This is a genomic window from Photobacterium sp. TY1-4 (assembly GCF_025398175.1).
Lineage (GTDB): Bacteria > Pseudomonadota > Gammaproteobacteria > Enterobacterales > Vibrionaceae > Photobacterium.
This window is the reverse complement of record NZ_CP099735.1, coordinates 186,633-209,952: the sequence shown is the minus strand read 5'-3', so window position 1 is coordinate 209,952 and position 23,320 is coordinate 186,633. Positions and strand designations below refer to the sequence as shown.

Here is a 23,320-nt window from a genome sequence, read left to right as displayed (position 1 = left end):
AAAAACCAGTCATCAAAAGCCAGCCATAAAAAAATCGCCGCAAGCCCAAGTGGACTGACGGCGATCTTCTTTCATTCTGCGTGATTTACAGCAAATTAACGCGGACGGGCAAACACCTGAGTCCAGTAAATGCCGTATTGCGCACTGGAGTTAGTCACGGAAGACGCCCCCATTTGCGTATAATTTGCGCCCATGATGTTCTTACAGTGACCCGGGCTCTTCAGCCAGCCATCCATCACTTCAGCGATCGACTTCTGACCTGCGGCAATGTTTTCACCGGTTGCTGACCAGCTGTAACCTTGATCCGTCACACGATCACTTGGTGAATCACCATTGAGTCCCGTATGGCTGAAGAAGTTATAGTTTGCCATGTTGCTGGAGTGAACGAACGCGGCTTGCTCCAGCGAGTAATCCCAAGTCAGCGCAGGAACCGCTGGCATCATCTGACCACCACAGTCACGCGCTTCGGCACGGGCCGCATTCACTGCCGCCAGCATTTGCTCGGCGAAGTCACCATTTGAAGCACTGTCACCGCTGTCCGTGCTACCGCTATTACCGGCGTTAGAGCCGCTGCCCGAGGTGCTCGAACTATTTGAGCTGTTATCAAACCCGTTGTCGCCTGAAATGGCTGAACCATTACCGGAATTACCGCTAGACGTTGTACTTTCGCCGGAGCCGCCACCTGAGCCGCCACAACCTGTAACTAATAACGAAGAAAGAATTAAGAGTGCTAGTGTTCGCATGGGTACATCCAGTTAATATGTTGAATTTATGTTTTCAAAATACACTTAGATGCTATTCGATTCGCAAAAAAGTCTATTATGAAAGCAATATTATTAGCTGAGCAAATGCTCGGATAACCTTAATGTGCGAAACAATATACTGACCGGATGCTGAACACGGCAATATGCAACGATTACTTTTTATCCATTCTGACAGACTTTTGACAAATCTTTTCTGTGTATTTTTTGAACAACTCCAGCTTTAATACCAAACAAAACAGTCAGATAAAATCACAGCACCATACTTCTTCTAATGTACAGTCCAGCAGACAATCAGTGAAAGTAAACCAGACATATTTTTTCTGCTCGTTAGACACGTAATAAAACCTAACGAAGTAATCAATGACGGGAATTGAGAACATATAACTTTACGGGTCACAAAAAAATCACAGTAATTATTTTTTTGACGTTTTTATTTATGGCAAGTTTTTATATTGTGCTGACATTTATTTGTTGAAATATTGTTATGGCGACAAAATACAGATAACAAAAAGCCGGATGCATTCATCCGGCTTATCTCCTGCGCCCTGTCACGCAACGTTTCAGAGGCGGCGTGAGATCTGCGCCCAAGTAGAGTTATGCCAAGTCATCCTGAGTGACACTCACCCCTTTAATTTGGGCAAACACATCATCGCCAACGGCCAGTTGCAAATCTTCCGCCGCCCACAAGGTCAGGTTGGCCCAAAACCGAGCTTCCCCAACCCGAAGCCGCACCGCAACATGCTGATCCTGATCCGCAGGCAGTACTTTATCGATGCTGGCCTTGAGAATGTTGCGAATACTGGTTTGGCTTGGCTGGACTTTGGTCAGGGACACATCATTGGCATGGATCCGAACCCGAACCCATTCGCCGCGCGCCCGGTTCAGGCGTCCGACCCAGAGACTGGCATTCGCGTCGAGCACCACCTGAGTCAGGGCGTATCTGGGGTGATGATGATTTACCCGGGCACTGATCAATGAACTTTGTTCCCGGGCCGGCAGCCAGGGGCGCATTTCAGCCGAACCCCACACGCTGTTCACATGACCGGCAATCACGACTTTGCCCTGATTCAGCATCACCATGTGGTCGGCCAGACGCAGGATCTCATCCAGACTGTGGGTCACATACAAAATCGGAATTTTGACTTGCTTTGCCAGCGATTCCAGATAAGGCATCAGCTCTTGCTTGCGCGGCAAATCCAGCGAGGCCAGCGGCTCATCCATCAGCAGCATGTCCGGTCGGCTCAACAGTGCTCGGCCAATCGCCACCCGCTGCTTCTCACCGCCCGATAACGACGCCGGATAACGCTTCAGCAAATGCTCTATGCCCAGCAATTGTACGACATCATCAAAATGGGTCTGATCAAACTGCCGACAGCCATAGGTGAGATTCCCGCTCACCATATAGTGCGGAAACAGTCGGGCATCCTGAAACACATAACCAATGCGACGTTTTTCCGGCGGCAGCGACACCCCACGTTCAATGTCGCATAACACATGCTCGCCCAGTTGGATGCGCCCGCGATCGGGCTGACTCAGCCCGCTGATCACATTGATCAACGAGGTTTTTCCGGTGCCGGAGCGGCCGAAAATCGCCGTGATCCCCTGCATCGGAAGCTCCAGATTCACATCCAGTGTCAGGCTGCCCAGTTGCTTTTGAATCTCAAGCGTCAGCATGCAGCCTCCAGCCGGTTACGCGCCAATCTGGCCAGCCACTCAGACACCAGCAAAGAGATCAGTGCAATCCCGATGGCAATCACACACAAGCGAGCCGCTTCGCTCTCTGCGCCCGGGGTTTCAATAAATGAATACATGGCCAGCGGGATGGTTTGAGTCTCGCCGGGAATGTTGGAGACAAAGGTAATGGTGGCGCCAAACTCGCCCAACGCCCGGGCAAACGCCAGAATCGTGCCGGTAAAAATACCGGGCAGCGTCAACGGCAATGTAATGGTCAAGAAGACTTTGAGCGGTCCCGCACCCAAGGTGCGGGCAGCCTGTTCCAGCTTGGTATCAACACTTTCCAGCGCCAGCCGGATTGAACGGACCATCAAAGGAAACGCCACCACGGCAACTGCCAGTGCAGCGCCCCGCCAGCTGAAACTGAACGTGATGCCAAACCAGTGGTAGAGCCATTGCCCCACCACACCTTGCCGTCCCAGTACAATCAGCAGTAAATAGCCAATGACCACCGGTGGCAGGACCAACGGCAGATGGAGCACCCCATCCAGGAAAGCCTTGCCGAAAAATTGGCGTCGGGCCAGCAGCCAGGCAAAACCAATCCCGAATGGCAGACTGACCATGACCGCAACACCGGAAACCTTCAAGCTCAGCAGCAGCGCCTGCCATTCATAGTCAGAGAGCACGCTCTGCTACCCCAAAGCCGTATTTCTCAAAAATAACCCGAGCCTGATCCGATTGCAGAAAATCATAGTAAGCCTTCACCGCATCATCGGCCTGCCCCTTCACCAGCGCTGCCGGATAAGAAATTGGGGTATGACTCGATGCCGGGAGCTCCGCAACAATCTTCACCTTCTCCGACACCAGTGCGTCGGTTTTATACACAATCCCCAGCAGGGCTTCCTGACGCTCCACCAGCAACAACGCCGAGCGGACATTATTGGCCCGCGCCAGCAAAGGCATCGCCTGCTGCCAGAGGCCCAGGCTCTCCAGCGATTGCTGGGCATACATCCCCGCCGGGACATGATTCGGATCGCCGGTCGCCAAGCGCGTTCCTTGCAGCGCAGCGGTCAGATCCCAGGAGGCCGAGACTTCAATCTGATCCGCCGGATACCCTGTCGGCGCCACCATCACCAGACGATTCGTCAGCAGTGTTTTGCGGCTCTGGGGTTCAATGGCTTCTTGCTGCGCGACATAGTCCATCCACTTTTCATTGGCGGAGAGATAAATATCGGCCGGAGCACCTTGAGCAATCTGTCGGGCCAGCGCCGAAGAAGATGCAAACGACAACGTCGAGCCGGTCCCTGTTTGCTGCTCATACAGCGCTGCCACCTCCTTCATCGCATTGGTCAGCGAAGCCGCCGCAAACACCGTGACTTTCTCTGCCGCCGAGGCGCTTCCCGCCGCCAATACCGCACAACATGCAAACAACCCGGATCTCAACATTTTCACAACCTGACTCCTGAATTCTTTATCAATAAAAATAGCGTTATATACATTACTACATATCGATAGGGAGTCCTAGCTGATCTTGGGTATTGCTGTTCTTAAGCGTTCATCCAGTTGTCGCTTCAGATCGCTCAGCAAGGTTCGGAGCTGAGGTCGCTTAGCAATCGCGCAAGCGGCCTGCCAGCTCAATCACGGCTTCCCGGGCCGCAGCCAGCGATTGCTCATGACGCGCATCGCCGAACTCCTGATACTCAGAACGGATTTCATAAAATGCATTCACCCCGAGATATTTGCTGAGCACCTCAATGTGAGTGCCCAGATGGTTCATATGCGCCCGGCTGCCACCTGGTTCAAACCCGAATTCACCCGCAGAAGTCAGGAGCACCAGGATCTTCCCCTGAAAGATAGGCTCAAGTGGTGTATCACCCCGGCTTCGATCAAAGGTGAACGTTTTATTGATGCGGATCACCTGATCAAACCAGGCTTTCAATGCCGCCGGCATACCGTAGTTATACATCGGCGCAGTCATGATGATCACATCAGCGGCTTCAACTTCGGCAATCAGAGCATCGGAGAGTGTTAGTAATTGATGTTGTGCCGCACTGCGTTGCCCCTCCGGGGTAAACACCGCAGCAATCCAATCTTGCGAGATAAACGCTGGCGGCGCTGCGCCGACATCCCGGTAGACAACCCTGTCTTGATGATTTTTCTTCATCCACTCATCGATAAACAAGGTGCCAAGTTGTTTCGAAATTGAATTGTATCCGGCAACAGAATGATCTGTCTGGCGGGCACTGGAATCGATAACAAGTAACTTTTTCATATGGTAATCTCCTTATTCCAAACTGAACACAGTCAGAACGACTGAATCAGATTGGTCGTAACAAAATGTGCTGAACAGGGTCATTCTCTTCAACGCAGTACATTTTGACAAAAGGGATTAATTTTCAGACAGGTGAGAAAATCTCATCTATAAGAGGGGCTATGTTTGCGCAATTACCACCGCTCAGGAGTGTCAGGACCTTTGAGGCTGCTGCGAGATTATTGAGTTTTAAAGCGGCGGCCCAGGAGCTGCATGTGTCCCCCACGGCTGTATCTCACCAGATCCGCACACTGGAAGAGAGGCTTCAGGTCAAACTATTCGAGCGCCATACCCGCGCCGTCGTATTAACCCCGGATGGTGAACAACTGGCCCGCATCGCCCATCAAATGCTGCGGGCCCTCTCCGACACCATCAATGAGATCACTTGTCGCGACGTTCCCCTGACCATCGGGACCACAACCGCCTTTGCCGCGATGTGGCTGGTCCCGCATCTGGCCGAGTTCCACAGCTTACACCCAACCCTTGATGTCCGGGTTAAAGCCGATGATCAGCCGGTGGATATGGCCAGCCCGCATCAGGTGGATCTGGTGATCCGCTACGGGATTATGCCGGAGCATGATCCCACGGCATCGCTGCTGTTTCGTGAATCCCTCCAGTGCTATGCAACACCGGCGTACTGGCAAAGTATCACCTCGCCAGAGGCCATGCCAGCCACCGTCATGGGCACCCGGTGGAAAAATCCGGCGCTTCCCCCGGTGTATGATGAACAAAAGCTCCGAAATCTGTTCCCCAATCACCACCCCATCACCATTCGCGAGTTCGATGAAGAAAACCAAATCATCCAGGCCGCCCTTGCCGGTCAGGGCATCGCTTTGGTCAGCCCCTTGCTGATCGAAACCCCGCTGGCCAACGGCTGGCTGGTCCCAATGCCGCATGAGCCAGCAATGAACGCCACCGCCCCAACGCTCCCCGGTCTGGAGTATTACCTGATCACCCCGGAGCGAAGCCGGGCCCATCCGGCTGCAAACCAATTTACGGCATGGCTGAACGGCAAACTCAGCGAAAATGCCTTAGTTCATCTCTAAATGTCTGTAATGATCCGACTTCCAGGCCAGCACATGCTGTATGAAAGCCTCGATTCTCGTGGGTCGGTGTTCCCGATCCCGGTACATCAGATAAACTTCCCGGTCGTGCCCTTTCCAGTCGGGCAGTACCGGAACCAGATGGTGACGAACTTCAGAGTGGGCTTCAAAATAGTACGGCGGCATCCAAGCGATCCCCAGCCCCTGGCTGGCAGCATCCCGCACCAGTAGTACATCATTTGAAGTGAAACAAAACCCTTGATCCAGCTGGAATGTCTCGCCTGTGGTTTGATGTTGCATCGCCCAATTGGCATCGGCGGTGATCGTCAACAGACGATGCTGGGCCAGTTCAGACGGATGGGTGATTGGCGCATATTGCTCCAGATACACGGTCGAGGCACATAACTTAAACGGTAGCTGCCACAGTTTGCGGGCAATCCAGTCGCTCTCGATCCGATCGCCGACCCGGAAAGTGAGATCAACCTGATTCGAGAGCAAATCAATTTTTTCATTCTGCACATCCAGCTCGATATGAATATCCGGATGTTTCTCGGCAAACGCATAAATACAGTGCTTGAGCCAAACTTGGGTCATGTTGATCGGTGCGGAGATCTTAATCTTGCCGGACAATCCCAGTCGATCGTCTTCAATCCGTGATTGAACATTCTCTAAGCCATGAATGAAGGGCTCACACAACTGACGATAGCGGGCGCCATCACGCGTGAGTGAAAAATGGTGGGCACTTCGGTTCAGTAATCGGCAATTCAACTGCGATTCCAGCCGCTTCAACCGTCGACTCAGGGTAGCCAGGGGAATATTCAACCGCTCCGCCGCTTGGGTCAGGCTCTCGTATTGGGTCGCCTGTACAAAAAGATGGAGATCGTCCAGCGAGTGACCTTTCATTTTTGAGATAAACCCTCTTAAAGCTGTCAGTTAACAATCATAAATGCAATTTATATCCTTTCATCCTCTGATTCAAACCTGAGGTCGATGATGCCTAAAACTACCGTTACCTGGCTTGGCGTAGTGCTCGCCATCTTTTTCTGGGCCAGTAATTTCAATGCGATTCAAGCCATTCATGGCGACATATCTCCTTTCATGGCTGCCACGCTGCGCCTAGCGGTCGCCTCTCTGGTCCTGCTGTTACTCAGAGCCATGCGCGCCGGGCCGGAGTCTGCCCTGACCCTCCGGGATAAAGGGGCGCTGTTTTTCATTGCGCTGGTTGGGGTGCTAATCCAAAATTTTGCGATTTTCAATGCGATGCAATATACCTCGCCGGTCAATGCCGCCATTGTGGCTGCCAACATGCCACTGGCCGGTATCTTGCTTTCGGCAATCCTGCTGCACACCCACATTTACCGGTTTCACATCCTGGGGGCGCTGATCAGTTTTGGCGGTGTCCTGCTGGTCATCACGCAAGGTCAGTTCACCTCACAGGCCTTCAACCCCGGTGATTTACTCATGCTGATCGCCCTCATCAGCGGTTGTTTGTACACCATCCTGGCCAAACGTTGGGTCCCGCATGTCCCGCTGAGCCAACAATTGCGCTGGATGCTCAGTCTGGGCATGTTGCAAATGTCAGTGATCGTCTGCCTCATTGATACCCCCATCCATGCTTTTCAGGCGATGACCACTCAGGATGCCGCGCTTCTGGTGTACATGGGGCTTGGCGGCACGCTGGTTGCCTATTACTTCTGGCTGAAAGGAGCGCGGGATCTGGGCCCGGATCGGGTGACTTCCCTGTTTAACCTGATGCCGGTATTTACCGTGCTGATCAGCATAAGCAATGGCGGGAGAATTGAGTGGACTCAGGCTGCCGGGATTGTTCTGGTGGGATGCGGGGTGATCATCGGCAACGCTTATCCGGTGATCAAACTGAAACTCAAGCAAAACTCGCAGCAATTCGCCTGAAACATCAACCAGAATGAACGAAAAACGGGCATCCGAGTGCCCGTTCAATCGAAGCCGGATCCCTATTGCAATGCCTTTTCTTCAGAGACGCTTATCCGATCTCAAAAGAAGTCACGCCATAAATGCGATGGAGCGGCAGTTCCGGCTCAATTTGGGTATACATCCGCGCGGTTTCAAAAGAAACCGTCATTTGCTCACGTTCTGCCAACGCCACGGCCTCCGCATTGACTTCCGGGACGTCTAGATAAATCGCATCGTGCTCACTCACCGTCGCTTTCAACGCCCGAAACAACTGCCCGGCCATTTCCGGAGTATCGGCATATAAAGGGCCGATCTTATAGCCTGAGCGACAGGCGCGGATCACGCCATATCCGCCCAGTTGTCCGTCCTTGAGCACCCCGTACACCTGCGCCGAAGGCTGGCTGAGCCAGGTTTGCAGAAACTGAGGACGCGGTGCCGGGAAAAAATCTTGCTCATAGGTTTGGATTTGAGCCACAGAGAGCGCAGACAAAGGAACAATCAAAGGATCGGTCTCATGACGGCCACCACCGACGCCTTCATAGCGGATATTACGGTAAGCCAGTTGAAAACCAGATTTTTTGTAATTGTCCTGCTGCGCCACCACCCCATCCAGCGCAATGTTACAGCCTTCGAGATAGTCCAGCGCAGTCTGCCAGATTTGAATGCCGTAGCCCTGGCCACGGTATTCCGGTTTCACGATGTAGAATCCGATAAAGCCAAATGAAGCATCGTAACGAATGGCCGAGATGGTCGCGATCGGCTCATCCCCCAGCAAACCAATCAAAAAACCATTCGGATCGGCGGCGTAATAATTGGCGGCATCGTTGAGTCCCGGATTCCATCCCTCCTGAGCGGCCCATTCTATGGCAAGATCAACCTCTTCTCGGGCCATGGTTCTGATCACGAACGGCACTTTTTCCATCATGATATCCCTTATCTATTCTTATTGCTGTCTGCTTTATTATGCTTGCATGTCCAGCAGAGACAAAGCTGATGAGTTCAGGGCTCGTCCTGATCCGGGCAATAGGTCTCATAGGCTGCGCGGGTTTCCAGACGCGTATCCTCGACGGGGCCGCCCATGGTGAAGTGATACAGACTCTGAAAACTGCGATCATTTATCCCGAACAGTTGATGGACCGGATCATCAAAATAGCAACCAATCCCGGTGGCACGGATCCCGCTGGCTTCAGCTTCCAGGTACAACATCTGCCCGATCATCCCGGTTTCCCAAAACAAACGCCGATACCACCACGGTCCCAGCGTCCGGATCGGTTGTTCGAATTCGGCCAGCATCGCGCAACTGAACACGCCGCCGCTGGCGATACTCTGATGACAGCTGAGCAGCTCAGACACTTCCCGGGCATCGCCCTCACAGAGACAATATAACGGCAAGGATTGCGGACAGTCTGTCGGTTTTCGCCAGATAAAATCAGGATTCATCGCCTCACGCAGTTGTGCGTTCACCGCCACGTCTCTGACCAGCGCATATAGTCCGGGCGGCAAGCCCGTGACACGGTGCACAAAGAGCCCGAGATGAACCCGGGGCGGCCAACGACAGGCAGCAAACAAACGGGGATTTTCGAGCGGTAACGTGCGATGGAGGATGGCGTAAAACAGGGGACGGCTGATGTAGGTGTTACCATCCATGTCCAGCGCACTGCGGCGCTGGCGAATGATCTGCCCTGCCGTGATTGACGAGTGGTCGGTTTGCGACTTGATCTCCGAATGCTGCTTGACCTCCGGCGGCTGCTCAACGCCAACCATGTTGTCCGGCTCAGCGCTGGCTGTTGTTTCCGGGGCCGAGTCTGTTGTTGGCTTGCGTGTAGCCTGCGCCACCTTGTCGATCCAAGGCCAGGGATGATGCGCGTCACTGAGCAAATTCGCTTGCCCGTGCCAGTCGGCATGAGCAATCGTGTTCATCAGGTCTTGTAAAGGCAACCAGCCAGATTGGATGCGCGTACCCGCCGGGGTCACCACGGCAAGCAAATCCGGCGATTCCACCTCGGTCGGGTCAAAACCATCCTGCTTGCGATCCAGGCCCGTCAGGGTCGCCAGATCCCGATCCGAGATCCCTTCCAGCAGTTGAAGTTGCCAGCCTTGCAGACCGGCGGCGATCGTCAGTGCAGCCAGCGCATGACCACAGTCATGCTGACAGTACCGAAATGCCCGTTCACCATATTTCCAGGCTTCGCGCCAGTGAATTGAGCTGAGCGCGACAAGGAAAGTTCCGTCCGGCAATGCACTCCCCCGCGGCGCAAGCTCCGCCATCAGAGCCTGCCAGTCCGCAGTCGTCAATGTGGCCCGGCAATCGAGCTGATGCTGCAGCGGTGCGTAATGATAAATCCCCGGCCGTCCAGCGAAACCGGGTAAAGCATTCGCGATTAAATAACACTCGGTGGGATGCAGATTCCCGCTCGACGGATTCACCCGCAGCGACCAGCGATTCTGCTGATACCGCTTCCAGGCGGAAAGAGCCAGCGAATAATAGAAGAAGGCGGACAACGAGGTTGGATGAACCGACTGTGGCGTCATGGCCTGATCGGCAAAAAAGGCGTCATAGCCAGGCGTCAGGTCCTGCTCTGGCAACGGTAAATCGATTGTTTGACTACCGGCATAGTGACGAAACGGGCACGGCTGGTTGACCCAGTCCAAATACCCCAACGCCCTGGCGTAACGATCAAACTGATGTTTGGTGCGCTCGTGATAGGCAAAGACGGTTGCGACAGGATCGGATGCCGGTGCATGGAATTCGGCACGCGGATCCGCTTGGCTGTCTTGAGGACGATGCGGCCCTGAATTCATGCGGATGGCGCCGCCTGACGACACTCTGCCGCCAGGGCTTGTAAGCGGGCGGCGATCTGCTCCAGTCCGGTGACCGGCAGCTCACAGGCCGTTCCCCGGCAAACATACAAAGCGGGTTCCCGAGTCTCCATCTGGCCAGTAAACGGCGCGAACTGGCTAAGCTCAGCCTGATGTGCCGCGTCCACACCAAGCCAGACCGCATTGGGCATATACCGCCCCCGAAGTGGCGCCATCAGTGCTTCGAGTGGCTCCGGACCGGCCAGCACCAGGTTCGGTCCGGGATGATTCATCCAATCCAGCGCACTGAGCAACAGGGTGAATCCGGCCGGATACGCGTTCACCTGATCAGCAAAAGCCCCCACCAGGCTGTCAAAGTAATTGCGCCAACGGCGCTGTCCGGTCAACTGATACAGCATCACCAGGTTCCGGGCCATTAACGCATTGCCTGACGGCGAAGCGCCGTCGTAACCATCCTTGGCGCGCACCGCCAACTCAGTATCCGATTCAGTCAGGAAGAATCCGCCATGGCTGGGGTCCCAGAACTTATTGATCGCCACTGCCATCCAACGCAATGCCTGGCGCAGATAAGAGAATGCCAGTGTTGCCTGATGTAACGCCAGAGCCGCACCGATCATAGCAGCATAGTCATCCAGCAGGCCCGGTAATCCGGACTTGCCATTACGGTACCGTTTGTTGAGCTGATCCGTTTCGTCGTTCAAATGACTTAAAACAAAATCAAAGGCCTGCCGGGCAGTCTGCAAATCTTCCGGGGCATCGCGCAACCCGGCACTGCGGGCCAGCGCAGTAATCATCAGACCGTTCCAGTCTGTCAGCACTTTGTCATCACAAAGCGGCGGCACCCGGAGCATTCGCTGGCTGGCCAACTGATGACGGATCCCTGTCCAACGATCCTGCCATACCGGCAGAGATTCGCCGGCAATGGCTGCCAGCTCGCGGGGAAGCCGCGTGAGGTGCAGGATATTCGCCCCGATCGGACGACCCGTGGCTTCATCCAGGAAATTCCCCTGCGGTAAAATATGAAATTGCCCGGCAAGCCACGTCAACTCATCCGGTGGCAGGATGCGGCTCAACTCCTCATATCGCCAAACGTAGAACTTCCCCTCTTCCCCTTCGATATCGGCATCTTCGGCGCTGTAGAATCCCCCGCCCGGATGCTGCATGCGAGTAGTCAGGTACTGGACAATCTCGCCGGCGGTCTGGTGGTAGAACGTCTCCCCGGTGGCTGCATACGCTTCGCTATAAGCCAGCAGCAACATCGCCTGATCGTAGAGCATTTTTTCAAAGTGAGGCAGCAGCCAGCGGTTATCCGTACTGTAGCGGTGAAAACCAAATCCGACATGGTCAAACAGTCCGCCCAGGCGCATCGCCTGCAAGGATTTCCGGACCATGGCGAATGCCTGTGGCGTGCCATGACGATGCCAGTATCGGAGCAAAAACAGGTGCTGATGCGGTGACGGAAACTTGGGTGCCTGGCCAAATCCGCCATTCAACGGATCGAAGTTCTGCTCAAACCATTCAAACGCCTGAGTTTCAATGTGGCTGGCAAGTGCTCCCGACGGCGCCTGCTGCGTCAGTGCCCGAAACCGGTTGCTGAGCTGCATCGCGCCATTGCGCAGAATCTCCGGTTGAGTCAGCCAGGCGTGCATCACACTCGGCAGCAATTCCATCATCCCGGGATGATTCCCGCTTCCCAGCTTCGGCAAATAAGTCGTGGCATAGAACACTTGACCGTCGGGGGTCAGAAAACAGCTAAGCGGCCAGCCACCCCTGCCGGTCATGGCCTGACAAGCGGTCATATGTAGATGGTCGATATCCGGGCGCTCTTCCCGATCCACTTTGATCGCTACATAGTCCCGATTCAGCAACGCCGCGACTTCAGCGTCCTCAAAGGATTCCCGGGCCATCACATGGCACCAATGGCATGTCGCATAGCCAATCGACAAAAAGATCGGCTTGTTTTCCCGCTTGGCTTTTTCAAACGCGGCGTCGCCCCAGGGGTACCAGTCCACCGGGTTCGCGGCATGTTGTAACAGATATGGACTTTGCTCAAAGACCAAACGGTTCCAGTAACCACCTCCGTTTTCCGGCAGTTGCGAAAGCGTTTCTTCGTTGGGGATATCAGCTGGATGTGTAGCCATAAAACAGCGCCTGTCGGTCGCGTAGCCATGCAGGATTTCGCCTGCGGCAAAAGCAGGCTCTTGATGATCAGTCTAGGTATTGAGACGGCCCCTGTCGAACAAGGACGCACGCCAACCGGAACTGTGGTCACGCAGACCGATGAAAGGACGCTCGTTGCCGACGATTTGTCTCAATAATCTACCCCTTTCTGATAAACAATAAAGACGTCTCAAGATTGGAACGGATATTTCCGCTGAATTTTTGCGGAGCCTATCCGGGGTACCTATAAATAATATCGTGGTAAACGGATTGACCAGAGAATCGTACAGGAGTGCCCTTTAGATAAAATAATTAGGAATTTGAAACAATGAATGTAAAAACAGTTGGCCTTCTTGCAGCACTTGCACTTGTGACCACAGGTGTGCACGCCAAAAGCAACTATGGCGTTCACAGTTCCGGTTATATCTCTTCTAAAGTGAAAGTCAGTTGCTCCGTTTCGAAAAAGTCTTACAACACCTACGTCCATAAAGACAGCAAGTATCAGGACTACAAGCCGAAAAAACGTTATACCAAGTACTATGGTTCTAAAAAGTCCTATGAATACCGGGACAAAGATTACAAGAACAATAAACATGTTGTGCAACGCTGCGATAAATACTGGGGCTAGCCGCAGTATTGCGCAGGCAGATCGTACGTGCCTTCACCTCGCGATCTTTCATACCGATCGCAGCGGGACGCTTGAAGCGCCCGCTGCCTCATCCCGACGCCTGGTCGGCATGACAGTTCTGTATTCTGCCGCGAACTGCACGGAAGAAGCCACCGTTTCTCAGCCGCTGAATATATGGAGAATTCAGACCGATGCCCCATTCTTTCTGGCTCAGCTATGTCGTTTTGCTATTCTGTTTCTTCCTCGCCGCATGCGATTCTTTCCAAAGCGCCGGCCGCTCCCAACCGGTCTTGGACGAAACACTTTCCGGGGCTGAGCCGACCGGGCTGTCACTGAATCCCACGCTGGCGCAATTGGTCATCGCCTCGGGTAGCTTGAAACCGGTTGGCGAGGTTGAAGTCGGCTCTGAAGTCTCCGGGCGGATCACCGAACTGCTGGTGGATTTCAATGACAAAGTACATCGCGACCAAGTGATTGCCCGCCTGGATCCGGAATTTTTCGAGGCTCAGTTACGGCAGGCGGAAGCCGCATTGCTTGATGCCAAAGCCACCGTCGATGTCCGAAAATCCTCACTGCGTCAGTCTTCGCGCTCACTGGATCGGGTCAAAACCCTCAACAAACGCAGCGCCGCATCGGCAAATGCGCTGGATGAAGCCGAAACTGAGGTCTGGATAGCCCGTGCCGAGCTGGACCGGGCTCAGGCCGTGGTCAGAAATCAGGAAGCCGCGCTTCAAGAAGCCCGCGTCGCCCTGGCCCGGACCACCATTCGTGCGCCCATTGACGGTGTGGTGCTTTCCCGCGAAGTCATGCGCGGACAAACCGTCGCCGCCAGTCTCGAAGCGCCAAAATTATTCAAAATAGCCCGTACCCTGACGGAAATGGAGATCCACGCCCGAATTGATGAAGCGGACATTGGCCTGATCCGAATCGGCCAACTCGCTGTGTTCACCGTACCGGCCTACGGTGAGCGGCAATTTGAAGCCCGGATCACGCAAATCCGGGTCGCTCCGATCATCGTCGACAACGTGGTAACCTATACCGTGGTGCTGCTGGCAGAGAATCCGGACGAATCCCTGCTGCCCGGGATGACGGCCATTGTTGAAATCAACGCCGAAGCCGAACCTGTCCCGACCCCAGCAGCGCCAAACACGCCTCAGGAATACACCCGTGAAACAACCGCCCCACTTCACACAATGCCCCGCGCATCAATCTCCAATCCCCCAGAAGCAGCCGTGTCGTCGGTTGCCGAGACAGTTAACGGGATCAAATGATGTATGCCGGGCTGCACCTCACCCATGCGCTGCGCACGATTTACCGCCACCGCCTGCGAAGCCTGCTGACGATCCTCGGGATTTTGATTGGCGTTGCGGCGGTGGTCACCGTGATTGGTGTCGGCGCCGGTAGCCAGCATCAGGTACTGCAGCGCGTCGAAAGCCTGGGCGCCAATTTGTTGTTTATCGAGCCGGGGATGCTGGAAAACGGCGGTGTACGACTGGAACACCACACCCCGACCCTGACCGACCGCGATATTGAAGCCATTCGCCAGGCAGTTCCGGAGATACAGGCTGCGGCACCGTCGATTTACGCCGACGGCCGGGTGCTGTATCAGGCCAGAAACTGGATCAGCCTGATCCAGGGAACCACCCAAGATTACTTTCAGCTTCGGGGTTGGACGCTGGCTCAGGGACGCGTGTTTACCGAGCGCGAAGCAACCCGCGCCCGAAAAGTCGCGATTCTGGGGCATACCGTTGCCCGGGAGCTGTTCGCCACCAGCGATAGCTCGGTTGATCCCCTCACAGCCGCCATCGGCAAAACCATCCGGATTGGTAAAACACCGTTTAAGGTGATCGGCGTGCTTAAACGCAAGGGACAGGCCCCCGGCGGCGCCGATCAGGACGATAAAGTCCTGGTGCCGCTCGCCACGGCCCGGCTGCGGGTGATTGGCCTGAGCCAGACCCACCCTGGGGCGATTCACTATGCCCATCTGCGGGTCAAGGATCCAAGCCGGATCCAGCAAACCGTGCTGGATATTCAGCAGGTCTTGCGCCATCAGCACCGGATTCCGGACGGCCAACCCAATGATTTCTTCATCAACGATCTGACCGCGATCCAGGAAAGCATGACCGAAGCAACCCGCACGCTGACTTTCTGGCTCACTTCGGTGGCCGCCATTTCGCTGGTTGTCGGGGGGATCAGCATCATGAACGTTATGCTGGTCGCGGTGCGGGAACGAACCGAAGAGATAGGTCTGCGGCGGGCGGTGGGTGCCACGAACCGGGACATCAGGAATCAGTTCCTGATTGAAGCAACCTGCCTGACGACCATCGGCGGACTCTCCGGACTGATCCTGGGCTGCGGACTCGTGGCAATCATCGCCCATTTACGGGACTTTCCCGTGGTGATCACCCCCGGCGCCGTACTGTTGGCGCTCGGCTCTGCCGCTGCGGTCGGGATCCTCTCCGGGCTCTATCCCGCGTTGCTCGCCGCGCGGCTCGACCCTATCCGCGCCCTGAAACAGGAGTAACCTTCAGCCATGAAATCTACATCCGATCCATTTCGGCAAGGGGCGATGCACCAAGCGTCTATTTACCAAGCGCCTATTCACCAAGAGTCTAGTCACCAAGAGCCTAGTCACCAAGAGCCAGGCAGCCCAAAGACCGGCAACCAAGAGCCTGGCCCCCAAACGTCTGACAAGCAAGATCCTCGGGATCACGCGGACGCGCTGGTTCACCTCGACGGCGTCAGCCGGACTTATCCGATGGGCCAGACGGATGTCACCGCACTGCATGCGGTGTCATTCATGGTGATGCCCGGCGAATACATCGCGATCACCGGCACGTCCGGCTCCGGCAAGTCAACCCTGCTGCAAATTATCGGCTGTCTGGATCGCCCGACGCAGGGGAACTACCGCTTGGACGGCACCCGGGTCAACACTCTCTCCGATGCCGCCTTGTCCCGTGTCCGCAATGCCCAAATCGGATTTATCTTTCAGGCCTTCCACCTGTTGCCACAACTCAATGTGCGGGAAAACATCGAACTGCCGCTGCTCTACAGGCCACTCACCCGCCAGCAGCGCACCTGCAAAGTCCAATCTGTGCTGGAGAAAGTGGGACTGACCCGGCGCGCCTGCCACAAGCCGCAGGAGCTGTCCGGCGGCGAACGCCAGCGGGTCGCCATTGCCCGGGCGCTGGTCGGCGACCCGTCGATCTTGCTGGCTGATGAACCCACCGGGAATCTGGATCAGCACACTGGGGATGAGATCATGCAAACCATTGAGGCGCTGAATCGCGAAGGAGTCACCGTCCTGATGGTCACTCACGATCTGGCGCGTGCCAGCCGCGCCAGCCGTGTGATTGAGATGAAAGATGGCCGGATTTTGTAGCTGTTTTGGCTCAGAAAGCTGGACAAACCGTACTCAACAAACATCACTGAGCAAAGAAATCCCGGCGGAAGTCGGCTATCTGTTGCTGAGAATAGGTTTGCCATTGAGCTTCCGGCATCGACACAGCGTCCGTCGCACGCTGCTCGGCCAAATCCTGTTTGAGCCGGCTCAGGGCAGACTGATAGTCACTCACCTGCTTCGCTTGTTGCGCCACTTGCTCCTGGCGCTGCGTGATGGCCGCTTGCTCAAAGTCCGTTAAATAAACCTGTGCCAGCTGCGCTCGAAGGCGCTGCTTTTGTTGCGGACTGTAGCTCACCGGGATCAGCGCAACCGCTTGTTCATATCGGCCAGCACTGCTGTCGATGGCCAAAGCACCTGCACGATGTTGCCATGTCGCCACCAGCGCTTGATATTGATCGATGAATGTCTCTGGTGGTGCGTCCGCCAGTGCCCGGGATTCAAGCTTAAAATCGTATAACGCAAATTCATCCGCAAATAGCTGATCGGCATCGGCTCCCCAGACGGCAATTGCCTGCGTTTTCACCGCTTCAACCCGCTCGGCAATATCCGGCGTTTGCGCCAAATCCAGCTCACCCAGTGTTTGCTGCCATCCCCCTTTCATGGCCGGATAGTCTGCCAGCAAAGCATATCTATCAGCATCCAGCCTGCCCTCCATCGTGCGCAGCTGATGAAGGCAATTTTCTTGCTGACCGCATGCCAACCAGAATGCTTCTAATGCATCCCGCAGCTCACGACCAGAGGCTTGATTCAGGATCTGACTGTTCGCTTCGAGGTTTGCCGGCAGAGGAGATTGTGACGCTGTCACTGATATTGGTTCGACTGTCGAGGTCAATTCCGTCGATTGGCCGGTCACAGCGGCTGGGAAATTATGCTCAGCGACGGTATGTACTTCGCGAGATTCCGCCGTCCCTGTACGATTGCCGGTTGGCACTTCGGCATCCTCGTCCGATTCAAACACCAGAAACATGCCCGCCATTGCGGCGAGCATGAGGATCGGGAACATGCGCCCCATTACTTAATCACCGCCGTAACCGGGAAGTGATCCGACAGGTTGTAATGCTGCCACAGTCGCTCATCGGTGGTTCGCGGAACATCGACCCGGTTGGTGTTTTCCGATTTCTGGCCGTACTCCTCGCTCACCATCACATAATCGAGATACTCAACATTTTCGCCGCCGGACAGCGCTTCTCCGGCAAAGTCATTAATGCGCGGATCAAATGTAGATGCCGTATAACCGGTGTAGGTTGGCTCGGCTGCATTCAAATTGGCCATCATCTGCTGATAATCTCCCGGGAATTTCAGCTTATTCACGTTGAAATCGCCGCTGTAGACCACGGTTTCGTCAGCCGGAATATTCAGTGACCGGGCCATATCCCGCATTTGTTTGAACTGGCGCTGGCGGTATTCGCGGGCCGTATCGGTATCGAACGACGCGGTATGGGTTGCGAACACATGATACGCCTGCCCATTTTTAATCACTTCCGCGTAGTTCACCCCTTTATCGGCAAAACAGTCGGTGCCGCTGCAATCCGGGAACACATACTGTGCCTGATTCACAATCGGGTAGCGGCTGACAATCATCACGCCACCGTCATGGATGTTAAACCCATCCTGATCCAGCATTTTGGTTTGGTACGGATATTCCTTGGCAAGCTCGCGCAGAAATGCATCCCGGCCACCGGCGAACACTTCCTGAAGCGCCAGTACATCGTAGCCTTTGACATGCGCCGGGATGATATCGAACCGGTCGTCAATATGAGAGGCCACCGCCGGCAGCATCCAGATGTTGTACGTCATCATCTTCAGGGTATTGGCATCCGGATCGACCCCTTCATCCTGTTTTTCCGGTGTAATGGTGTAGTACAAATCGTCGTAGCGGGCCGTACTTTCTGACTTAAAGGCGAGCTCGACCGCGCGTTCCCCAAACGATGCCGATTGGTAACGATGGACATTTCGGTCATCTTTCAGGGCCAGCGGGACATCCGCTGCGGTGACGCCGTGCTCGATGGTCGAGTTGTACCAGTGTCCCGCCATTTTTTGGAACAGTGTGACGCTTTCACCCCGGACATTGGAAACCACCGTCTCAAACTGATACGTCTGGCCCGATTCCACCCCTTCCCACCGGTTAAAGCTCATCACTGCTTTGGTTTCCCACGGGCCTAATGTTTGGGTGTGCTGCTGCCATTCCTCGCCCAATTGCAGTTGATCGCTTCCCGTGTGCTTGATCTGGATCGATAGCGGTTGATCAGAATTATTGGTGAGATACACATCGGTATCCGCCATGGCTGGTGCGGCCAGCATCAAAGGAAGCGCTGCGGTCCACTGCTTGATATTCATGGTACATCCTTTTGTTTTGCTAAAAGAATGGCCGAAGTTAGAGTATTTACGTTACAGATTCTTGATCAATTGATGAAAATGATAATGAAAACATTTACCGCATATTAGAAGTGATAAACCGCTTCCAATCTAAGTGGCAATTCCCTGTTGTTTAACAGGTTTTAAAGCAGTCTCGGAAAATTTGGAGAGCGTCGATTCAGAAAGATGATGTTTAAGTGAACACCAGAAGACATCAGGCACAGCCGGGGCCGTGCCTGATGAGTGAGGATTAATCTTGGGGTTGAGCGAGATAGACCGCCATTTCCTCATCCGGTACCATCCCGCCGCCGGTGGCCCAGACCAAATGGGTGGCGTTTTTCATCGTCTGCTCATCAAGCCCGAAACGCGCGCGGTATGCCTGATCCCTGGTGACCCTAACCGGTCCCATCATGCCCGCCAATGCAGACGGCTCCAACTGAATCGCTTCGTACCGGCTCAACTCTGCCAGATGGCGATACATCCGCTCATCACTGATGGTGTAGTACCCATCCAGCAACCTTTCCATCGCCCGGCCGACAAAACCGGAAGCGCGCCCTACCGCCAAGCCGTCGGCTGCGGTCACGTTGTCGATCCCGATATCTTGCACCGAAATGCCGTCATGCAAGCCCGTGTGAACGCCCAGCAGCATACAGGGGGAATGAGTCGGCTCGGCGAAAATACAATGGACATGATCGCCAAAGGCCATCTTCAAGCCGAAAGCCACCCCGCCGGGGCCACCGCCAACGCCACATGGCAGATAAACAAAGAGCGGATGCTCGGCATCAACCGTGATTCCCTGCGCATCGAACTGTTGTTTCACCCGCTCCCCAGCAACGGAATAGCCCAGGAATAAAGTCTTCGAATTTTCATCATCGATAAAGAAACAGTTCGGATCCTGCTCGGCCTCTTTTCGTCCCTGAGCCACCGCGACCCCGTAATCCTGTGCGTACTCGACCACCGTCACCCCGTGCGAGCGGAGTTTACGTTTCTTCCACTCGCGCGCATCAGCGGACATATGTACCGACACCGAGAACCCCAGCTTGGCACTTATGATGCCGATGGACATTCCCAGGTTGCCCGTCGAGCCAACCGCAATGCTGTATTGACTGAAAAAATCTCTGAATTCCTGACTCAACAACTTGCTGTAATCGTCAGCTTCCGTGAGTAAGCCCGCCGCCATGGCCAGCTTTTCCGCATGGGTTAACACTTCATAGATCCCGCCACGCGCTTTGATCGAACCGGAGATCGGCAAATGGCTGTCTTTTTTCAGCAGCAGTCGCCCGGTGATTTCAGTACCGTATTGCGCCGACAAGGCACGCTGCATCTCAGGAATGGCGACAACGTCGGATTCAATGATCCCGTTCGATGCCGCGGTTTCCGGAAACGCTTTCATCAGATACGGCGCAAATCGTTTCAGACGGTCACTGGCATCACGGATATCCTTCTGCTCCAGTCCGACATAAGGCAAGCCTTCCCCCAGCGTTGTACTGTTCGGGTTAAACCAGCAGACCTCTTCCAGGGCAATCAGCTGGTTCACTAACGGAAAGTCACGGATCAGTTGTTCAGTATTCAATACACTCATGTCAGTCCCTGTCATTTGAAGGCGAACACCGGGCACTGCCCGACACGCCATATCTGGTTTATCTGTTGTTGTTTTTCATATTAGACAGCATCCGGCGCGACGGGTAAACGCTAAACCGCCACAACCCACGCCATTCCCTATGAGAATGGCTATCATTCACTGAACGCATCTCACAGTTAGAAACATGCTTGTTGCTCGCCTGATTCATTCAGTGGCATAAACAAACTTATGTGCTGCATTGCAGTGCGTATAAATTAGAATAAAAACTCTTATAAGGACCCCTCAAATGTATCTGACACGACCTCTTGCCATCGCGGCCGGGATTTTAGCAACCGGTGCGGTAGACGCATCTCCGGCACCAGCCTCACCCGCATCTATCGCATCCACATCATCTACGGTAGTCTCCACAGCAGAATCCAAACGCACCTTAGCCTTGAGCTTGAGCCAGCAGTACCAGCAGCTGGCACCAGTTCTGCATCGCACGATCAGCCAGTACCAGCTCAATGCGCCCCTCAACGAACTCAAGCAGAGCAAACGTGCGGCACCATTTGCGCAGTCGATGATGGCAATGGATGAGGCTTTACGGGTCGAAAAAGGCATCGACAGCTATACCGACACCATCATGGAACTACGCCTGGCGGATCAATCCATGCTGGCCCGCTGGCAGGCAGGCCAATCCCCGCTTTTTGCCTGGGAACCGGAAGGGAACGATCAACACTGGCAGTACATCGAAGCCTACGATATCGACGGCAATATTCACCTACTGGATGTCTATGAGGTGCCGGATCGCCCGGTGCTCGTCGTTGATACCAATTCCCGCAAAGAGCTGGAAGCCGGTATCAAAGCAATGAATGATGAGATTAAACGCTTGCAAGGGGAACATCATCCCGATGCCGCACCCCGCTCAATGACACACCAATCGTTTTCAGCGGCCGCAAGTGACTTTAATACGCAAGTAGAGGTTCCCAGCATCTCAACCACGGTGCTGAGCAAAATCCGCCTGAAAGATGATCAGGAACCCTGGATCTCCGGCAAAGCGGAAGTGTACGCAATTGTGACGGGGGTGAATCCAAGCCGTGATGAGCCGGTGTTGGATATCATCGACATGCCGTATCTGGACTACAGTGAGACAGACTACTTCCCGAACCAGGTGATGATCCACTGGCAGCGCTACCGCTGGTCGGCGGCTGATATGCTGCTCATGGAGAAAGATGACGGTACCAACTACAAAGACTTAGCGCGCGCATTATTAGAAGTGGCGACCGCAGCCCTGAAGGCGATTCCCGATCCGGAAGTGCAGGCTTATGCGGTGATTCCACAGCTCACCGGCAAAGTACTGGAAGCGATCCCGGATAGCTGGGCGACCAACGACGATGACTTTATTGATGTTTACTACACCCTGCGCCAAGGCCAGACCTATACGGACTACACGGCAGCAGGCAACAATGCCACGGCGACCTTTACGCCGCTAACGATTGACCCAACTCAGTAGGGCATCTGCACAAGTGCGTGCGATGCACAATAAACAAGCCTGCAATACGCAGGCTTGTCATCGAGTGATAAGGCCGTTTAGCACATCGATCAGGCCGCTACCACCTGATATAGAGTCGCTCATACTCGCTCTTACACATCCGCTGGAAAGTTACAACTAGATCGTATAGTTGAACTGCTTGTATCGTAACTCACAACTGGACAAAAGCGAGTTGCCTAGGCCAATTAATAGGTAGCAAAGTTAATAATAAAAACTAATGGATTCTTGGCTAAGTACAGCATAGTCTTGCTATTTGGGAGCTGGTCAAGTATGGTGGTGATGCCCTCATCAATGACTCTAGCATAGTAGTCTGGACACTAAAGGCTCTGGCCGTGGTGTTCTTGTCCTTGATTCACATACCCCATCACGGCTTCATTCATTTACTTATTTTGAAGGAGCTACCATGCAATATATCTCTAAAGCTTTCACGACCAACCAACTCACTCTGACGCCAAAGCGTCCAAACAACACATGCTATCAGCTTGCGGCAGAATATCTTCATGCGCGGCGCTTATCTAATCCCCTCGAAATTCTAGAGGTAGAGGGATGGATGGATTACGTCGTCAGGGTGAGGTTCCTAATACGACTTTCTAACAAGGGAGTGCTTGAGCGGAGTAATGATTACCACAGTTGGTTTGCGGTAACTATCTAACGATAGAGGCGTCGAGTTTCTGGCTCGGCGCTTATCGAAAAACACCCCAATTTTGCATTCTGCTGATCCCAGGGTGAGAGCGTGAGTTAACAAATTGTAAAGTCGCCACACGAAAGGCACGTTGGGATCTACAAAAAGAGTAATTTTTAACCATCTGCCACAGGTGTGAAATGCATGAGGTGTCTAATAAATACTCAACCAGCCCAAGGAAATTCACAGATGTTCAAAAAGTGAACATACGTGCTCTCACCCTGCTGCTGATCCCAAGTTACTCCAGACGAGCTGGCGCGGATTTGGACAAAAACGTGTCAATGATTTTGCTAATTTAGCGATATATGGATTATCTATAGTAAGAGAAACTTAGATAGACGAAAGGTAAGACGCCCCATCCGTCCCTTCAACTTTAAATTGTTTATTATCTATAAATTAATTACAATCAACAAATGCTTAGAATCAGCGGGACTA

At 54.1% G+C, this 23,320-nt stretch carries 19 protein-coding genes; 7 read left to right on the top strand and 12 right to left on the bottom strand.

Going from position 1 to position 23,320, the window contains the following annotated elements:
- Positions 1-95 precede the first annotated feature (95 nt).
- The 5 genes from NH461_RS17550 to NH461_RS17530 form a co-directional block, all read right to left on the bottom strand.
- Positions 96-743, bottom strand: a complete 648-nt coding sequence (locus NH461_RS17550; protein ID WP_261603909.1) for a CAP domain-containing protein — start codon at positions 741-743, stop codon at positions 96-98.
- A gap of 615 nt (positions 744-1,358) precedes the next feature.
- A complete protein-coding gene (gene modC, locus NH461_RS17545) occupies positions 1,359-2,438 on the bottom strand; it encodes a molybdenum ABC transporter ATP-binding protein ModC (RefSeq protein ID WP_261603908.1) in 1,080 nt (359 codons plus the stop codon).
- Positions 2,432-3,124, bottom strand: coding sequence for a molybdate ABC transporter permease subunit (modB, locus tag NH461_RS17540; RefSeq protein ID WP_261603907.1), 693 nt, complete (start codon positions 3,122-3,124; stop codon positions 2,432-2,434). Before modB ends, modC begins: the two co-directional genes overlap by 7 nt.
- Positions 3,114-3,884, bottom strand: coding sequence for a molybdate ABC transporter substrate-binding protein (gene modA, locus NH461_RS17535; RefSeq protein WP_261604567.1), 771 nt, complete (start codon positions 3,882-3,884; stop codon positions 3,114-3,116). Before modA ends, modB begins: the two co-directional genes overlap by 11 nt.
- A gap of 160 nt (positions 3,885-4,044) precedes the next feature.
- Complete coding sequence (locus NH461_RS17530; protein ID WP_261603906.1) at positions 4,045-4,710, bottom strand: FMN-dependent NADH-azoreductase; 666 nt, start codon at positions 4,708-4,710, stop codon at positions 4,045-4,047.
- Positions 4,711-4,871: 161 nt separating this feature from the next.
- Between NH461_RS17530 and NH461_RS17525 the strand changes: the two genes are divergently transcribed.
- Positions 4,872-5,795: a LysR substrate-binding domain-containing protein gene (locus NH461_RS17525; protein WP_261603905.1), complete on the top strand. Its 924-nt coding sequence runs from the start codon at positions 4,872-4,874 to the stop codon at positions 5,793-5,795.
- Here NH461_RS17525 and NH461_RS17520 read toward each other — a convergent pair.
- Complete coding sequence (locus tag NH461_RS17520; RefSeq protein ID WP_261603904.1) at positions 5,781-6,695, bottom strand: LysR family transcriptional regulator; 915 nt, start codon at positions 6,693-6,695, stop codon at positions 5,781-5,783. The genes NH461_RS17525 and NH461_RS17520 overlap by 15 nt on opposite strands.
- Before the next feature lie 87 nt (positions 6,696-6,782).
- On the opposite strand from NH461_RS17520, the gene NH461_RS17515 reads away from it, so the two are divergent.
- Positions 6,783-7,703, top strand: coding sequence for a DMT family transporter (locus NH461_RS17515; protein WP_261603903.1), 921 nt, complete (start codon positions 6,783-6,785; stop codon positions 7,701-7,703).
- Positions 7,704-7,794: 91 nt separating this feature from the next.
- Here NH461_RS17515 and NH461_RS17510 read toward each other — a convergent pair whose 3' ends face one another.
- The 3 genes from NH461_RS17510 to NH461_RS17500 all read right to left on the bottom strand — a co-directional run bounded on the left by NH461_RS17510 (position 7,795) and on the right by NH461_RS17500 (position 12,685).
- Entirely contained in the window at positions 7,795-8,649 is an 855-nt protein-coding gene (locus NH461_RS17510; RefSeq protein WP_261603902.1) for a GNAT family N-acetyltransferase, read from the bottom strand.
- 74 nt (positions 8,650-8,723) lie between these two features.
- Positions 8,724-10,526, bottom strand: a complete 1,803-nt coding sequence (locus NH461_RS17505; RefSeq protein WP_261603901.1) for a SagB/ThcOx family dehydrogenase — start codon at positions 10,524-10,526, stop codon at positions 8,724-8,726.
- Positions 10,523-12,685: a thioredoxin domain-containing protein gene (locus NH461_RS17500; RefSeq protein WP_261603900.1), complete on the bottom strand. Its 2,163-nt coding sequence runs from the start codon at positions 12,683-12,685 to the stop codon at positions 10,523-10,525. The genes NH461_RS17505 and NH461_RS17500 overlap by 4 nt, the downstream gene beginning before the upstream one ends.
- Positions 12,686-13,032: 347 nt before the next feature.
- Here NH461_RS17500 and NH461_RS17495 point away from each other — a divergent pair, with 347 nt between their 5' ends.
- The 4 genes from NH461_RS17495 (at position 13,033) to NH461_RS17480 (ending at position 16,714) form a co-directional block, all read left to right on the top strand.
- Positions 13,033-13,332: a hypothetical protein gene (locus tag NH461_RS17495; protein WP_261603899.1), complete on the top strand. Its 300-nt coding sequence runs from the start codon at positions 13,033-13,035 to the stop codon at positions 13,330-13,332.
- A gap of 191 nt (positions 13,333-13,523) precedes the next feature.
- Positions 13,524-14,603, top strand: coding sequence for an efflux RND transporter periplasmic adaptor subunit (locus NH461_RS17490; RefSeq protein ID WP_261603898.1), 1,080 nt, complete (start codon positions 13,524-13,526; stop codon positions 14,601-14,603).
- The gene (locus NH461_RS17485; RefSeq protein WP_261603897.1) at positions 14,600-15,856 is read left to right on the top strand and encodes an ABC transporter permease; all 1,257 of its coding nucleotides are present in this window, start codon (positions 14,600-14,602) and stop codon (positions 15,854-15,856) included. The genes NH461_RS17490 and NH461_RS17485 overlap by 4 nt, the downstream gene beginning before the upstream one ends.
- Before the next feature lie 9 nt (positions 15,857-15,865).
- On the top strand, positions 15,866-16,714 hold the full coding sequence (locus NH461_RS17480) for an ABC transporter ATP-binding protein (RefSeq protein ID WP_261603896.1): 849 nt from the start codon (positions 15,866-15,868) through the stop codon (positions 16,712-16,714).
- A gap of 43 nt (positions 16,715-16,757) precedes the next feature.
- On the opposite strand, the gene NH461_RS17475 is transcribed toward NH461_RS17480, so the two are convergent.
- From NH461_RS17475 to NH461_RS17465, 3 genes are all read right to left on the bottom strand, one after another.
- A complete protein-coding gene (locus tag NH461_RS17475; protein WP_261603895.1) occupies positions 16,758-17,738 on the bottom strand; it encodes a chromosome partitioning protein ParA in 981 nt (326 codons plus the stop codon).
- An 8-nt stretch (positions 17,739-17,746) separates the two neighbouring features.
- Entirely contained in the window at positions 17,747-19,072 is a 1,326-nt protein-coding gene (locus NH461_RS17470; RefSeq protein ID WP_261603894.1) for a sphingomyelin phosphodiesterase, read from the bottom strand.
- A gap of 268 nt (positions 19,073-19,340) precedes the next feature.
- Positions 19,341-20,672: a D-serine ammonia-lyase gene (locus NH461_RS17465; protein WP_261603893.1), complete on the bottom strand. Its 1,332-nt coding sequence runs from the start codon at positions 20,670-20,672 to the stop codon at positions 19,341-19,343.
- Between the two features lie 292 nt (positions 20,673-20,964).
- Here NH461_RS17465 and NH461_RS17460 point away from each other — a divergent pair, with 292 nt between their 5' ends.
- Positions 20,965-22,164, top strand: coding sequence for a DUF3103 domain-containing protein (locus NH461_RS17460; RefSeq protein ID WP_261604566.1), 1,200 nt, complete (start codon positions 20,965-20,967; stop codon positions 22,162-22,164).
- Positions 22,165-23,320: the final 1,156 nt, after the last annotated feature.